General features: G+C 64.0%; 13 protein-coding genes. 1 reads left to right on the forward strand and 12 read right to left on the reverse strand.

Annotation, left to right across the window (positions count from 1 at the left end):
- Positions 1-181: 181 nt before the first annotated feature.
- The 9 genes from KUV41_RS15695 to KUV41_RS15735 all read right to left on the reverse strand — a co-directional run bounded on the left by KUV41_RS15695 (position 182) and on the right by KUV41_RS15735 (position 10,376).
- Positions 182-1,096, reverse strand: coding sequence for a hydroxymethylglutaryl-CoA lyase (locus tag KUV41_RS15695; protein WP_222486700.1), 915 nt, complete (start codon positions 1,094-1,096; stop codon positions 182-184).
- Positions 1,096-3,228 carry an acetyl/propionyl/methylcrotonyl-CoA carboxylase subunit alpha gene (locus KUV41_RS15700; RefSeq protein ID WP_222486701.1) on the reverse strand — a complete coding sequence of 711 codons (2,133 nt, stop codon included), beginning with the start codon at positions 3,226-3,228 and terminating at the stop codon, positions 1,096-1,098. Before KUV41_RS15700 ends, KUV41_RS15695 begins: the two co-directional genes overlap by 1 nt.
- Positions 3,225-4,046 (reverse strand): enoyl-CoA hydratase-related protein, encoded by an 822-nt coding sequence (locus KUV41_RS15705; RefSeq protein WP_222486702.1) that lies wholly within the window; start codon positions 4,044-4,046, stop codon positions 3,225-3,227. Before KUV41_RS15705 ends, KUV41_RS15700 begins: the two co-directional genes overlap by 4 nt.
- A gap of 14 nt (positions 4,047-4,060) precedes the next feature.
- Positions 4,061-5,668: a carboxyl transferase domain-containing protein gene (locus tag KUV41_RS15710; protein WP_206937874.1), complete on the reverse strand. Its 1,608-nt coding sequence runs from the start codon at positions 5,666-5,668 to the stop codon at positions 4,061-4,063.
- An 87-nt stretch (positions 5,669-5,755) separates the two neighbouring features.
- Positions 5,756-6,925, reverse strand: a complete 1,170-nt coding sequence (locus KUV41_RS15715; protein WP_222238258.1) for an isovaleryl-CoA dehydrogenase — start codon at positions 6,923-6,925, stop codon at positions 5,756-5,758.
- A 400-nt stretch (positions 6,926-7,325) separates the two neighbouring features.
- Entirely contained in the window at positions 7,326-7,829 is a 504-nt protein-coding gene (locus KUV41_RS15720; RefSeq protein WP_222486703.1) for a cupin domain-containing protein, read from the reverse strand.
- A 171-nt stretch (positions 7,830-8,000) separates the two neighbouring features.
- Positions 8,001-8,870: a substrate-binding domain-containing protein gene (locus tag KUV41_RS15725; RefSeq protein ID WP_409995809.1), complete on the reverse strand. Its 870-nt coding sequence runs from the start codon at positions 8,868-8,870 to the stop codon at positions 8,001-8,003.
- Positions 8,871-8,955: 85 nt separating this feature from the next.
- Positions 8,956-9,681, reverse strand: a complete 726-nt coding sequence (locus tag KUV41_RS15730; protein WP_261396070.1) for an ATP-binding cassette domain-containing protein — start codon at positions 9,679-9,681, stop codon at positions 8,956-8,958.
- Positions 9,678-10,376: an ABC transporter permease gene (locus KUV41_RS15735; protein WP_222486704.1), complete on the reverse strand. Its 699-nt coding sequence runs from the start codon at positions 10,374-10,376 to the stop codon at positions 9,678-9,680. Before KUV41_RS15735 ends, KUV41_RS15730 begins: the two co-directional genes overlap by 4 nt.
- Before the next feature lie 236 nt (positions 10,377-10,612).
- Here KUV41_RS15735 and KUV41_RS15740 point away from each other — a divergent pair, with 236 nt between their 5' ends.
- Positions 10,613-11,503, forward strand: a complete 891-nt coding sequence (locus tag KUV41_RS15740) for a helix-turn-helix transcriptional regulator (RefSeq protein WP_222486705.1) — start codon at positions 10,613-10,615, stop codon at positions 11,501-11,503.
- A 48-nt stretch (positions 11,504-11,551) separates the two neighbouring features.
- Here KUV41_RS15740 and KUV41_RS15745 read toward each other — a convergent pair whose 3' ends face one another.
- The 3 genes from KUV41_RS15745 to KUV41_RS15755 form a co-directional block, all read right to left on the reverse strand.
- Positions 11,552-12,064, reverse strand: coding sequence for a hypothetical protein (locus KUV41_RS15745; protein WP_222163102.1), 513 nt, complete (start codon positions 12,062-12,064; stop codon positions 11,552-11,554).
- Between the two features lie 141 nt (positions 12,065-12,205).
- Positions 12,206-13,522 carry an HlyD family type I secretion periplasmic adaptor subunit gene (locus KUV41_RS15750; protein ID WP_222486706.1) on the reverse strand — a complete coding sequence of 439 codons (1,317 nt, stop codon included), beginning with the start codon at positions 13,520-13,522 and terminating at the stop codon, positions 12,206-12,208.
- A 2-nt stretch (positions 13,523-13,524) separates the two neighbouring features.
- Positions 13,525-15,330: a type I secretion system permease/ATPase gene (locus KUV41_RS15755; RefSeq protein ID WP_222486707.1), complete on the reverse strand. Its 1,806-nt coding sequence runs from the start codon at positions 15,328-15,330 to the stop codon at positions 13,525-13,527.
- Positions 15,331-15,736 lie beyond the last annotated feature (406 nt).

The following is a 15,736-nucleotide window of genomic DNA, read 5'->3' on the forward strand; positions in this document are numbered from 1 at the left end:
GGCTTCGCGTACCTTGGATAGTGGCTTCGCGTACCTTGGATAGTAGCATGTCCGCGGCGCCGCATAGCGAGCAAAACACCGCGAGCAGGGCGTCCAGGGCAGGGCGCCGAGGGCAAGATCAGGGAAGCGGGCATCAGCGACCAGCGGCCCCTGACGGCGCCGCCGATCGCTCAGGTGTTCGTTAGCCCTTGGCGACCATTGCCACCCCCGCCTTGGAGCGATTCGGGCGGCCGATGGTGCGGGTGATCCAGTCACCGACGGCGGCAATGCGAGCGAGATCGACCCCGCAGTCGATGCCGAGTCCTTCCAGCAGATACACCACGTCTTCGGTGGCGACGTTGCCGCTGGCGCCCTTGGCGTAGGGACAGCCCCCAAGGCCGGCCACCGAGCTGTCGATGACCTGGACACCGTCTTCGAGCACCGCCACCAGATTGGCCAGGGCTTGGCCATAGGTATCATGGAAATGGGCCGCAAGTCGGGTGACCGGCACATCCCGGGCGACGGCTTCGAGCATGCGTCGGGCTTTCAGCGGCGTTCCGGTGCCGATGGTATCGCCCAGTGATACCTCGTAGCAGCCCATGTCATCCAGCGCTTGTGCCACCTTGGCCACCTGCCCAGGCGCGATGTCACCCTCATAGGGACAGCCCAGGACACAGGACACATACCCCCGTACCTGTATGCCCTCGGCCTTGGCACGTTCGACCACCGGGGCAAAGCGCTCGAGTGATTCGGCGATGGAGCAGTTGATGTTCTTCTGCGAGAACGATTCAGAGGCCGCGCCGAACACCGCGACTTCCTGCACGCCACATTCGATGGCGGCCTCCAGCCCCTTGAGGTTTGGCGTCAACGCCGAATAGCGCCGTCCGGGCTGTGCTGCTCCCTCTTGCATCAGGGCCCGCATGACCTCGCGATGATCGGCCATTTGCGGCACCCACTTGGGGGAGACGAAGCTGGCCGCCTCGATATGGCAGTGTCCGGCCTTGGCCAGACGCTCGATCAGTTCGAGCTTGGTCGCCGTGGTGATCGGGTCCGGCTCGTTTTGCAGGCCGTCCCGCGGGCCCACCTCGACAATCCGCACACTGTCGGGAAAGGCCATCAGAGAGCCTCCTTGTCATGAACGCTGTCGGCGGACTGGGCAGTGAAGTCGAGCAGCACATCGCCCTGGCCGACGGTGTCGCCAGCGGCGTAGCGAAAGGCCTCGACCGAACCGTCGGCAGGCGCGGTCAGCGTGTGCTCCATCTTCATGGCTTCCATGACCATCAGCGCGTCGCCCTTGCTGACCGCGGCGCCAGGCGCCACCAGCAGTGCCACGACGGTGCCATGCATCGGCGCGGTGAGCGTCGATTCCACCTCGTGCTGGCCATGATCGATGGCATCAATGCGACGCCAGCAGAGGCGCACTTCACCCTCAGGGCTGGACAGCACAATGGTATTACGCTGCTGGCCTTGCCCCAGCAGGCGAGCCTGCAGCCGGCGGCGATGACCGTCCAGAGTGATCGCCACCGCGTCGCCGGGCAGCTCAGTCAGGCTGGCAGATACCTCGGCACGAGATTCCCCGGGACCCCGGATGCTGAGCTGCCATGCCTGATCGCTGGCGGCGTGACGTCCCTCCACCACGCACAGGCTGGATGGCTCGGCCTCAGCGGCCTCCCGTGGATCGCACAGCGCGATGCGGATTTGACGGGGGCCATTGACGCGAAAGCCATCGTGGCGATCCCAGGGAGAGTCACTTTCCGACTCCCGGGACAATTGGTGCAGTGCCACCAGGGCCGCGCTGGCCAGGCTCTGCTGGTCCAGCCCGCGGCTGGCAAACAGGCTTTCCTCATGGCGCTCGATAAAGCGGGTGTCGAGATGCGCGGCCTGAAAGTCCGGGTGGTTCGTCAGCCGCTGCAGAAAGCCTCGATTGGTGATCACCCCCTGCACGTCCAGGGCGGCCAGCGCGCGATTGAGGCTGGCCAGGGCAGAGGCACGATCCGGGCCGTGGGTGATCAGCTTGGCCAGCATCGGATCATAGTGCATCGATACCGTGTCGCCAGTGGCCACCCCGCTATCCAGGCGCACCTGAGCGGAGCTCAGGTCGGCCCCGACCAGGTCCAGCGCGAAGCGATCGAGCACGCCGGTGGCAGGCAGAAAGTCCTGGTCGGCATCCTCGGCGTACAGGCGCGCCTCAAAGCTATGGCCATCGATGGACAGCTGGTCCTGGCGCAATGGCAGCGGTTCATTCATCGCCACCCGCAGCTGCCATTCCACCAGATCCTGGCCAGTGATCATCTCGGTCACCGGGTGCTCGACCTGCAGCCGCGTGTTCATTTCCATGAAATAGAAGGCGCCGTCCTGCTGTTGCGAAGCGCCGGGCGTAGCGTCGAGCAGGAATTCCACGGTGCCCGCGCCGACGTAACCGATCTCCTGGGCGGCGCGAACCGCGGCATCGCCCATGGCACGTCGTAGTGCTGCCGTCATGCCGGGAGCGGGCGCTTCCTCCAGTACCTTCTGGTGACGGCGCTGGACACTGCAGTCCCGTTCGAACAGGTACACCCCATTGCCGTAGCGGTCGCAGAACACCTGGACCTCAACGTGGCGGGGTTGGGTCAGGTACTTCTCGATCAGCATGCGATCGTCATTGAAAGCGGCTCTGGATTCCCGGCGGCAGCCTTCCAGCGCCGCCTGAAACTCGCTGCCGCTCTCGACCACGCGCATACCCTTGCCGCCGCCGCCGGCGCTGGCCTTGAGCAGCACGGGGTAGCCGATGGCGTCCGCCTCGCGCTTGAGCAGAGCGTCGTCCTGGTCATCGCCGTGGTAGCCCGGCACCAACGGCACCCCGGCATCCATCATGCGTGCCTTGGCGGCGGACTTGTCGCCCATCGCCTTGATGCTGGCCGCGGGAGGACCGACGAAGACAATGCCGGCGTCCTCGCAGGCCCGCACAAAGGCCTCGTTCTCCGACAGGAAACCATAGCCCGGATGAATGGCGTCGGCGCCGCTGCGGCGAGCAGCGTCGATCACCTTGGCGATATCCAGGTAGCTTTCCCGGGCGGCCGCCGGGCCGATATGGATGGCTTCGTCGGCCTCGCGCACGTGGCGGGCGTCGGCGTCCGCATCTGAATAGACGGCGATGGTCTTCAGGCCCATGGCGCGTGCGGTACGCATCACGCGGCAGGCGATCTCACCGCGATTGGCCACCAGCAGGGTGTCGAAGCGCAGCTGGTCAGCAGTGGGGGTCGAGCTCATGAGGCGCTCCCGCTATGGTTGGTGGTGCCCGCCCAGGCAGGGCGGCGCTTGTCGAGGAAGCTGGAAAGCCCTTCCTGGCCTTCGTCGCTGACGCGCAGGCGGCTGATGACCAGGCAGGTGCGCTCCCGTGTGGCCTGTTCGTCCGGCGCTCGAGCGACCTCAGCGAGCAAGGCCTTGGTCGCTCGACTGGCCTGGGGAGAGGTGGCCAGCAGGGTCTCGAGCATGCTCTCTACAGCATGGTCCAGGGACTCGGGTTCAACGACCGTGTGCACCAGATCCAGTGCCTGCGCTGTCGTGGCGTCCATCACCTCTGCGCTGAGCGCATAGCGGCGCATCTGGCGGCTGCCGATGGCGCGCAGCACGTAAGGGCTGATGACAGCTGGCGACAGGCCAATCTTGACCTCGGACAGGCAGAACTTGGCGCGCTGGGACGCCAGCACGATATCGCAGCAGGCGGCGAGGCCCACGGCTCCGCCAAAGGCGGCACCTTGTACCCGGCACAAAGTGACGCAGGGCAGGGTGTCCAGTCCGTGCATCAGGCGCGACAGCTCGCGGGAATCGGCCAGGTTGTCGTCGACGCTGTAGTCGACCATGCGCTTCATCCAGTTGAGGTCGGCGCCGGCGGAGAAGCTCTTGCCCTCCGAGCCGAGCACCATGACCCGGACCTCGCCGCGCTCTGCGGCGGCGCGAACTCGGTCCAGGTGGCGATTGAGCTCGCCGATCAAGGCATCATCGAAGGCGTTATGGACCTCCGGACGCGTCAGCGTCAGCCAGGCCACCCCCCTGGCATCAATGTCTAGTGTCGATGTCTGAGACATGTCTGCATCCTCGGTTACATGCGGAAGACGCCGAAGCGCGTCTCTTCGATCTCGGCATTCATCGCGGCGGCCAGTGACAGCCCAAGCACGTCACGGGTCTGGGCAGGGTCGATGACGCCGTCATCCCAAAGCCGCGCGCTGGCGTAGTAGGGGTGGCCTTGGTGCTCGTACTGCTCTCGGGTCGGCTGCTTGAAGGCCTCTTCCTGCTCTGCTGTCCAGGACTCCCCGGCGCGTTCCAGCTGCTCGCGCTTGACCTGTGACAGCACCCCGGCCGCCTGCTCGCCCCCCATCACCGAGATTCTGGCGTTGGGCCACATGAACAGCAGGTTGGGCTCGAAGGCGCGGCCGCACATGCCGTAGTTGCCGGCACCGAAACTGCCGCCGATCAGCACCGTGAACTTGGGCACGCGGGCACAGGCCACCGCAGTGACCAGCTTGGCGCCGTGCTTGGCAATGCCTTCATGCTCGTACTTCGAACCGACCATAAAGCCGGTGATGTTCTGCAGGAACACCAGGGGAATGCCGCGCTGGGCGCACAGCTCGATAAAGTGGGCGCCCTTGACCGCGCTTTCCGAGAACAGCACGCCGTTGTTGGCCACGATGCCAACGGGGTGGCCGTGGATATGGGCGAAGCCGGTGACCAGCGTATCGCCGTAGTAGCGCTTGAACTCGTCGAAGTCGGAACCGTCGACAATGCGGGCGATGACCTCACGTACGTCGAACGGCTTCTTCAGGTCGGTGCCGACGATACCGTACAGCTCGGCCGGATCGAGGGCGGGAGGACGCGGGGGCTGCATCGCCAGTCGGCCACGCTTCTGCCAGTTCAGTCGGGCGACACAGCGCCGGGCGAGCTGCAGGGCATGGGCATCATTGTCGGCGTAGTGGTCGGCAACGCCGCTGATCTTGGCGTGGACATCGGCGCCGCCAAGATCCTCGGCGCTGATGGTTTCACCGGTGGCAGCCTTGACCAGGGGCGGACCGCCAAGAAAGATGGTGCCCTGTTCGCGCACGATGATGGACTCGTCCGCCATGGCGGGCACGTAGGCCCCCCCGGCGGTGCAGGAGCCCATGACCACGGCGATCTGGGGAATACCCTCGGCCGATAGGGTGGCCTGGTTATAGAAGATGCGGCCGAAGTGGTCTCTGTCGGGGAACACCTCGTCCTGGCGTGGCAGAAAGGCACCGCCGGAGTCCACCAGGTACACGCAGGGCAAGCGATGCTTGCGGGCGACTTCCTGGGCACGCAGATGCTTCTTCACCGTCAGCGGGAAATAGGTGCCGCCCTTCACGGTGGCATCGTTGGCGACGATCACACACTCGACGCCGCTGATGCGACCGATCCCGGTGACCAGGCCTGCCGCCGGCACATCGCTGTCGTACACGCCGTGGGCGGCCAGAGCCGACAGCTCCAGAAAGGGCGACCCCTCGTCGATCAAGTGATCGATGCGGTCGCGTACAAACAGCTTGCCGCGGGATTCGTGGCGACTGCGTGCCTTGTCACCGCCGCCGCGACGAATGGCGTCGGTCAGTTCGTTCAGCTTGCCGACCTCGGCACGCATGGCCGCATCCCGAGCCACAAAGTCTTCGGAACGCGGATTGATTGCGGTATCCAACATGGCCATCTGGTGGCTCCGTAGGCAAAAGAGGGGCGACGTACGCCAGCATTCACAAGGCGCTGAACGCGCTCTGCTCCGGGATCAACGTCGGGTTCAGGCGGACTCGTTGAACAGCTCGCGGCCGATCAGCATGCGCCGGATCTCACTGGTGCCTGCGCCGATCTCGTACAGCTTGGCGTCGCGCAGCAGGCGACCCGTCGGGTACTCGTTGATGTAGCCATTGCCGCCCAGCAGCTGAATGGCATCCAGCGCCACCTGGGTAGCCTTCTCGGCGCAGTAGAGAATGACCCCAGCGGCGTCCTTGCGCGATGTCTGACCGCGATCGCAGGCCGCGGCCACCGCATACAGGTAGGCGCGGCAGGCGTTCAGGGTGGTGTACATGTCGGCAATCTTGCCCTGCACCAGCTGGAATTCGCCGATGGACTGGTTGAACTGCTTGCGTTCGTGGATGTAGGGCACGACCACATCCATGGCGGCCTGCATGATGCCGATAGGGCCCGCCGCCAGCACGGTGCGCTCGTAGTCGAGGCCGCTCATCAGCACGCGCACGCCCTTGCCGACTTCGCCCAGCACGTTCTCCGCGGGGACCGCGCAGTCCTCGAACACCAGCTCACAGGTGTTGGAACCCCGCATCCCCAGCTTGTCGAGCTTCTGGGCGGTCGAGAAACCGTCGAATCCTTTCTCGATGATGAAGGCGGTGATGCCCTTGGACCCGGCGTCCGGGTCGGTCTTGGCATAGACCACCAGCACATCGGCGTCAGGGCCATTGGTGATCCACATCTTGTTGCCGTTGAGGATGTAGCGATCGCCTTCCTTGCGCGCGCGCAGCGACATGGACACCACATCGGAACCGGCTCCCGGCTCGGACATGGCCAGTGCACCCACGTGCTCGCCGGATATCAGCTTGGGCAGGTACTTGGCCTTCTGCTCGGCGTTGGCGTTGATCTTCAGCTGATTGACGCACAGGTTGGAATGGGCGCCGTAGGACAGTCCGACGGATGCGCTGGCGCGGGAGATCTCTTCCATGGCGATGCAGTGGGCCAGGTAGCCCATGCCGCTGCCGCCATCTTCGTCGGGAACGGTGATGCCCAGCAGGCCCATGTCACCGAATTTCTGCCACAGATCAGCGGGAAATTCGTTGCGCTCGTCGATCTCGGCGGCGCGAGGGGCGATCTCGTCACGGGCAAAGGCATTCACCTGATCGCGAAGCATGACCAGGGTTTCATCGAGGCCAAAATCGAGCGGGGTATAGGGGCTGAACATGGCGGGCTCCAAAGCGTCTTGAATGGTCGTTGCGGTGGCGGTCAAGACCACGACCATCGGCAGTGATGTAGGGCTGCAAAAGCCGATCAGCGGCCGGCGAGGCAGCGGCTGGCGGAATGCTAAGAAGACTAGGCAAAGTTGACGTTAACGTAAAGTGCAGCTTTTACCGCTTGCGACCAAAGTGGGGGGCGACTTCGTCTGCAGGGGGGAATCGATGGACCTGGGGGGAGCCACGGGCAGAGTAGGAGTCGGCGCACAGCGCAAGCTGCCCTCAGAGGCCTCTTGGCTTTGGGCTAAGGCCTCTCGGTTTTCTGCCAAGGCCTCTTGGCCTTGGGCTAATTGGGCTAGACCCCTGGCGAAGCCGGCCAGGTCGGCTGATGGTCAGCCGGCTCAGCCAGCGTCAGTCCTCGTCCTGCCAGTAGTCCACGGTATCCTTGCGCAGGCCGGTGTGCTCGAAGCCGCGGCTGGCCTTGTCGCCCCCCGGGGCCGAGCCGGTGACGACCTGGAACTTGCCGGAGTCCGGATACTCCGTCACGTCCGGGGCATTCATGCTGCTGATGCATAGATAGGTGAGGGGCTCGTCGGAGTCGTTGATGATCTGATGGGCGCAGTCGGGGTCTGCGGCAGGTGCCGCGATCAACTCGCCTTCGACGATCGGATAGCGCTTGTCGCCCAGGCGCACGCTGCCCTTGCCCTTCAGCACCACAAACATCTCGTCGTTGTTGTGATGGAAATGAAAGGGCCAGGCGTGGCTGCCCGGCGCCAGGGTGACCCGGCGACAACCAAGATCGCGCATGCCCAGCACCGGCGTCAGGTTGACGATGCTGGCGTCGACCTTGTCGCCGTGCTGGTGGTGTTCTCGGGCAATCGGGCAATGGCAGAGAGAGAGGATGCGTGCGCGCATTGAGGGTCCTTGTGTGTGCAGCGGACGGACGAGCAGCCCGTAAGTGGGGCGTCGTCCGTCCTGCGTCGGTCCTCATTGCAGCCTAGACGCCGGAGCCATGCAGCGCTATTTCGACAGGGCTATCTCGACAGGGCTATCTCGACAGGGCGAGCTGCGCCGATCAGGAAAGGCTTACTGGGCGTCAGCGTTGGGGAAGAACAGCTGCTGACCCTTGACCTCGAAGTCACCGATCGCCTGCTGGCCTTGTTCGGAGAGCAGCCAGTCATGCCACTGGTCAGCCAGGTCATGCTTCAGCTCCGGGTGACGCTCCCGTGACAGCTTGAGGCTGCCGTACTGGTTGAACAGGACGTCATCGCCTTCAAACAACAGCTCAAGGTTCTGGCGGTTATCAAAGGCGACCCAGGTCGCGCGGTCGGACATGACGTAGGCATCCATACCCGCGGCAGTGTTGAGTGTCGCGCCCATGCCGCTCCCCAGCTCGCGATACCAGTCACCGCCAGGCTCAACGCCAGCGGCATCCCACAGGCGCAATTCAGCCCGATTGGTGCCGCTGTCGTCGCCGCGAGAGGTGAAAGGGGCTCCACTCTCTGCGATCAAGCTGAAGGCAGTGGCTGCACTGTCGGCGTCGCGGATACCGGCCGGATCGTCGGACGGTCCGATCAGTACAAAGTCGTTGTACATGACGTCATCGCGCTGACTGGCGTAGCCGTCCGCCACGAAGGCTTCCTCACCGGCAGTGTCGTGTACCAGCAGGCTATCAGCGTCACCGCGACGGGCGATTTCGAAGGCCTGGCCGGTGCCCACCGCGACCACGTGCACGTCGATGCCGGTGCTGTCGGTGAAGGTCGGAATAATGGCGTCAAACAGTCCAGAGTTCTGGGTGGATGTGGTCGATGCGAGGGTGATGAAGGGGGCCTCGTCCTGGGCCAGTGCGCTGCTGGCACCGAGTATCAGCGCGCACGCCGCGGCAGCGCTGGTGGCCGCACGACGAACCTGCATGGGAGACAGCCTGCGCGACGATGTGGTGTGGCGATGTGACATGGTGCAGTTCCTTGCGTAGATCGCACGACGGGTGTCGTGCGGTGGATGAATGGGCCTGAGGCGTGGTCACCACCGTGGCCTCGATCTAGTCCAGTAGCTCTCCTGCGATAAAAGCGCTGGCTTCCTGGGTGACGGGTCGGCTGAAGAACAGGTTGGCTGGGCTTTGTTCGACCAGTCGGCCCCGGTGCAGCAGGATGACGTCGTCGGCCAGACGGCGCGCCTGGTGCATGTCGTGACTGGACATGACAATCCGCACGCCTTGCTGATGAAAGGTCTCGATGGCACTCTCCACCGCCCGAATGGCGGCGGGGTCAAGCGCCGAGGTCGGTTCGTCAAGGAACAGCACCTCGGGCTCCAGCAGCCAGGCCCGGGCCAGTGCCAGACGCTGCTGCTCACCACCTGACAGCACTCGAGCCGGGCGTTTGGCCAGGCTTTCCAGGCCAAAGCGCTCGAGGGCGGCGATGGCGCGCTGGCGCCGCTGTCGGCGTGGCACATGATTCACCGCCAACGCATACTCGAGATTGGCCAGGGCGCTGCGTCTGAGCAGGACCGGACGCTGAAATACCATGGCCTGGCGGGGAGCCGAACCTTCCCATTGCAGCTGTCCCTGAGTGGGCGAGAGCAGGCCATGGGCAAGGCGCATCAAGAGGCTCTTGCCCGCGCCATTGGGGCCCATGATCAGGGTGCGCCGATGACCGTCGAGAGTGAGTGACAGGGGGCCCAGCAGGCGCTGACCAGCGGTCGAGAAAGCGACCCGGTCGAGGGTGAGGCGAGGGGCCGAGGCTGGCGCCGACAGCGTCATCGTGGTCATCCCAGCTGCCTCCTGGTGGACTCGCCGATCAGGTGGGCGAGGGCGTTGATCAGCCCTACCAGGGCCAACAGCACGATGCCCAGACCCAGCGCCAGGGGCAGGTTGCCCTTGCTGGTCTCGAGCACGATGGCGGTGGTCATTACCCGGGTGACGCCGTCGATATTGCCGCCGACGATCATCACGGCGCCCACCTCGGCGCTGGCTCGTCCAAAGCCCGCCAGCATGACCGTAATCAACGCGAGACGGGCGTCCCACAGCAGCGTCGGGATACGGCGTACTCGGGAAATCCCCATGGATGCCAGCTGCTCGGCGTATTCGCCATGCAGCTCCTCGACCTTCTGCCGGGTCAGCGAGGCCAGAATCGGGAGGACCAGAATGACCTGTGCCACCACCATGGCGGTGGGGGTAAACAGCAGGCCCAGGGAGCCAAGGGGCCCCGCCCGGGACAGCAGCAGATAGACGATTAGGCCCGCCACCACCGGTGGCAGGCCCATCAGCGCGTTAAGGGCGATGATCAGCGGGGCGCGGCCGGGGAAACGGTACAGTGCCAGCGCCGCGCCAAGGGGCAATGCCAGCGCGGCAGCGATGGCGACTGCCGTCAGCGAGATGCGCAGGGACAGGCTGACGATGGCCAGCAGGTCGGGATCCAGTCCAACTATCAGGTCCAGGGCGGTGGCAAAGGCGGAGTCGGTCATCTCGGCTCGGGTCAGGTAGGGTCAGAACGGCGCCGCGGTCGCGGGATGCCCTTGATATACCAGCATAATGTGATGAAACGTCGGCATGCGCATCCGGGCACTGAAATTTATGCAGCCTGAAACATCTTCGTGCATAGTTACTGGCTACATCTTTCGGCTAGTGGCTCGTTCTGAACCAGTGAACCAGCGCTTCGAGACAGACGACCAGCCCCGTAGAGCAAAAGGGAGGCAGGACCATGGATGACGCAGCGTTCCCGACCTATCTGACCACCTCGGAAGTGGCGGATTATCTGCGCCTGAAGCCGCGCAAGGTGTATGACCTGGTGCGCCAGGGGCAGATTCCGTGTAGCCGGGCCACCGGCAAACTGCTGTTCCCTCGGCAGGCGGTGGATCTGTGGGTCATGAATCACCTGGAGGGGGATCAGGCGGCCAGCGTGGGACCTCAGGAAGTCCTCGGTGGCAGTCAGGATCCGCTGCTTGACTGGGCCATGCGCGAGAGCGGCTGCGGTCTGGCCAGCCTGTGCCAGGGCAGTGGTGACGGTATCCAGCGACTGCTGGCCGGCAAGGCGAGCGTGGTCGGCGCGCACCTGCTGGATGCCGATGGCGGCTATAACGATCCTGCGCAGCTGGGACTGGGAGGCATGCGTGACCTGGTCGTTGTCCACTGGGCACGTCGCCAGCAGGGGTTGATGCTGGCGGCGGACAATCCGCTGGGTATCTCGGGTCTTGGTGACCTGACCCGGGGCGACGTCCGGGTGGCACGACGACCGCAGGGCGCAGGGGCCCATCGCCTGCTGCAAGGACTGCTGGATCGGCAGGGCATCTCGATGGACGCCCTTGGCCTGCTGGAGCAACCCGCCATGAGCGAGGATGATCTTGCCCTGTCGATTGCCCAGGGCAGGGCAGACGCGGGCCTTGGTGTCGAAGCGGCCGCGCGACGTCAGGGACTCGCCTTCCTGCCGCTGCAGCAGGAGTCCTTTGATCTGCTGCTGCGCCGCAGGAGTTACTTCGAGCCGCCGCTGCAACGACTGCTGGCGTTCGCACGGCAACCCCGCCTGCGTGAGCAGGCCGAACAGTTCGGCGGTTACGACGTCTCTGACCTGGGAGCCGTTCGCTTCAACGCCTGATAGCGGTGTGACGCCGTCCCGCGAGTGCAGCGCAGGCTAAAGCGTGGCTCAAGGCTGTCGGTCCGTTGTGCGATGAATGATCTGTGGTACCAGTCGCTCCGAGAACCCCGCGGCAAAGGACCAGAAGATCAGTTTGGCGACGTCCTCTCCCTGGGCGGGATAGGTTCGCGAGAGAAAGTGAAGAATGTCATCCGTAGTAGGCGGTTCGGGGAAGGCGGCGATGTGATAGCTGGGGAACAGGTGCCCTTCGATCAGGCCGGCCAGGGTAAGCGCGTAGAACACCAGCGCAAAGGTGCCTCCGTAGATGGGCACCACCAGCACGGTCGCCCAGGACTGGGTGAGCAGTCGCAGTTCGGTCGACGAGATGTGCTTCAAGCGTTGCTGAATACTGACGAAGCCTCCGATGATGCCGCATTCGAACACCAGCCACGAGATCATCAGGCGCTGCTGAAACCACAGCGTTGCCGCGAACAGGGCCGCCGTGGCCAGCAGACTGATAATGATGAACACCAGCAGTCGCCTCGACACCACCAGCAGCATCTTGGTGCGATTGTCGTACACGTGCCGAACCCCGCAATGTGGCATCGCCGTACCAGCGTCTCTACCTCACTATAGACCCAGGACAGACCCAGGACAGACGCTGGCTACGGCGGCAGGGCGTGTAGGCTGAACCGCTTCCCATTCGGCGCAGGATCGTCGTCTTTACTCCTCGCGCATGGCTCTTGCCAGCATGTCGGTGACCGGTTTGGCCACGTAGCTGGCAAAGCTGCGCTCGCTGGTGCGGATCATCACCTCCGCTGGCATGCCGGCCATCAGGCGCATGTTGTCGGTCATGTTGGCCTCGCCCTGTTGCGTGACCTGGATGCGCACCTTGTAGTAGCGCTCTCGGGTGGCTTCGTCCTCGAAACTGTTGGCGCTGACGTGGACGACTTCGCCATCGATGACGTTGGACAGACGCTGGTTGAAGGCGCTGAAGCGAATCTCCGCCGGCTGTCCCAGGTACAGATGATCCACGTCGTGGTTGGCTACCCTGGCCTCGACGATAAAGCCATCGCCCATTGGCACCAGATCCATCAGCGGATCGCCTCCGCGGATGACCGCCCCCAGGGTATGGACCTTCAGTCCCACCACGGTGCCGGCCACCGGCGCGGTAATGGCCGTGCGTCTCAGGGTATCGGTCAGGGCTACCAGGCGCTCCTCCGCATCGGCCACTTCCGACTGCACCTGACGCAGGGCCTCGCCGACCTGTTGCTGGAATTCCTGCAGGCGAATCTGCTTGTTCAGCACGTTCTCGCTGATCTGCGCGCGCAGTCGGGCTACCTCGGCCAGATGACGCGCATTGTCGCTCTGGTACTCGAGGCTCTCCCTCTCCATTTCGCGCATCCGCTGGCTGCTGATCAGTCCATCCCGGAACAGCTTGCGGTGATTGGCCACCTCACCATTGAGCGAGTCGATCCTTCGCTGAGTGATCTGGCGGGTGGCCTCGAGCCCGGTGATCTGCTCGTCCAGCTGCAGAATCTGCTGATCAAGTGCCGCCAGGGTGCCGTCCAGAGACTCTCGACGGACCTCGAACAGGCGCTGCTGCACCCCCAGCACCGCCTGGACGCGGCCATTGTCGGACTGACGCAGAGCGTCGGGAAACACCAGCTGGTCCGCTCCTGCCTGCTCGGCCAGCAGCCGTACCTCGCTGGCCCTGGCGATCAGATAGTCCGCCTCGACGATGCGGCTCTGGGCCCTGGCTTGGGTGTCATCCAGCGTGATCAGCACGTCGCCGGCATCGATCTGACTGCCGTCTTCCACATGGATACGCTCGACGATACCGCCCTCCAGGTGTTGCACCGTCTTGGTGAAGCTTTCCACCGAGACGGAGCCGGGGGCAACGACGGAAACCGCCAGACTGGCCATCACCGACCAGCTGCCGAAGCCGCCCAGCGCCACCAGCAGGATGAGCAGGCCAAGGCGGCGGTAACGTTGATCTTGCAAAGGCAATTCTTGTTGAGGGGCACCTGCGGGATTCATGATCAGGTCTCCTTGCTGTCGGGACGGACAGTGGACGCCGTGGATACCGGCGACGCCGATTCAGCGGGCACGGCCGCGCTTCTGCCACGTGCGCTGGGGCGCAGGGTGGTGACGGGGGAGACCCGTCTTGCCCCCGCCGCCACGGCGGAGACCGGCTCTCGGCGCCCCGGTGGCGTGAGCGATGCCACGCGTCCCTCCTTGAGCACGAGAATGCGGTCCACATTGGCCAGCAGGCGCTGACGATGGGTGATGATCAGTGCAGTGGTGCCCTGCTGGCGCAATTCGATCAGGCATTGGGCCAGGGCCGCTTCGCCGGCATCGTCCAGGTTGGCATCGGGTTCATCCAGCACGATCAGGGCAGGGTTGCCGTACAGCGCTCGCGCCAGGCCGATACGCTGGCGCTGACCAGCGGACAGCGCGCTGCCACCGTGATCCAGCCAGGTGTCATAGCCATCCGGAAGCTTGAGCACCAGTTCGTGCACACCGGCGCGACGGGCGGCCCGCACCACCTGTTCCGGGTCCACGTCCTGAAAGCGCGCAATGTTCTCGGCGACGCTGCCATCGAACAGCTCGATGTCCTGGGGCAGGTAGCCCAGATGCGGCCCCAGCGCCGTGCGTTCCCATTTATTGATGTCGGCGCCGTCCAGGCGCACGCACCCCAGCTGGGTGGGCCACAACCCGAGCACCACCCGAGCCAGCGTGGACTTGCCTGCCGCGCTGGGCCCCACCACCGCAATGTGTTCGCCCTTGGCCATGCGCAGGTCGATGTTGGTGATGGTGGGCAGCTTGACGCCGGGAGGCGCTGCGCTGACGTCGTCCAGCGTCAGCTGTCCTCGCGGGCTTGGCAGCGGCATCGCCGGCGGATCGGCAGGAATCTCGTCCAGCAGGGCTTCCAGCCGCCCCTTGGCGGTACGCGCGCCAGAGAATCCCTTCCAGCCATTGATCATCTGGTCGATAGGGGCCAGCGCCCGGCCCATCAGAATGGAGCCGGCGATCATCATCCCCGGGGTCAACTCACCGCGCAGAACCAGAAAGGCACCGACTCCAAGAATCAAGGACTGAAACATCAGCCGCAGCACCTTGGAGGTGTTGGTCAGCAGGCCTGAGCGGTCGCTGGCCATGGACTGCAGCACCAGGTATTCGCGATGACGTGCTGCCCAACGCCCCTGGATGCCTGGCAGCATGCCCATGGCATGCAGTACCTCGGCATTGCGCAGGTTGCTGTTGGCCAGATCCTGTGACTGCACGTGGCGACCGTTAGCCTCCGTTAGCAGCGGTTTGGTCAGTCGTTCATTGATCACGGCAATGGTCGCGAGGATGATCCCGGCCACCAGAGCGAACAGCCCAAACCAGGGATGGAAGAGGGCCAGCACGCCGATGTAGATCGGCACCCAGGGAGCGTCGAAGAAGGCAAACAACCCGTTGCCCGACAGGAACTGGCGCAGGCTGGTCAGGTCGTTGAGCGGCTGAGCGGAGGGTTTGCCGGGGCTCGCCAGGCTGCGCTTGAACATGGCGGCGTAGAGGCGTGGGCTGATCAAGGTGTCCAGTCGGTTACCCACCCTGACCAGGATTCTCGAGCGCATCAGCTCAAGTCCCCCCATCACCACAAAGAGAAATACCACCACCAGTGTCAACATCCACAGAGTTTCCTGGCTGCGGGTGGTCAGCACGCGGTCGTAGACCTGCAGCATATATAGCGGTGGTACCAGCATCAGCAGGTTGATAAACATGCTGAACAGCGCCACATAGCCGAAGCTTCTTCGACAGAAGGCGAGGACCTTACGCAGGTCATTCTTCTCTGCAGCCATGATGGTTCCCCCTGACATCACCCCTCTTGCGGGGATGGTGTTGTTGTCGTTATCCGTGGTTTTCTTGTTGTAGTGATGTGTGGCGCATCTTCGATCTATTGATGTTCTCTTGAGTGTTCTCCTGAAGACCCTCGGAAGTGTACCGAGATATTGGTCCGTCCTGGTGATGTGATGATGGTGAAAAAGAGCCATGAAACGGAAATGGGTCTCGATGGGATAGTAGCGAAAATATGGCCAACCACAATAGCGATGAAGGCAATGAGGCCAATGTTTTCTTCGACTTTTGCAGAGAGGAAAGAATGCGATGGTATCCCTGAATAAAGGGTGTTGGAGAAAAGTGGAGGTTAGTCTGCTTTTTTACACTTTAAGTCTCATCGTTGGGTTGGTTACTGCTGGTGCTGTTAGT

The organism is Halomonas sp. DP8Y7-1 (assembly GCF_019801685.1).
GTDB lineage: Bacteria > Pseudomonadota > Gammaproteobacteria > Pseudomonadales > Halomonadaceae > Halomonas > Halomonas litopenaei_A.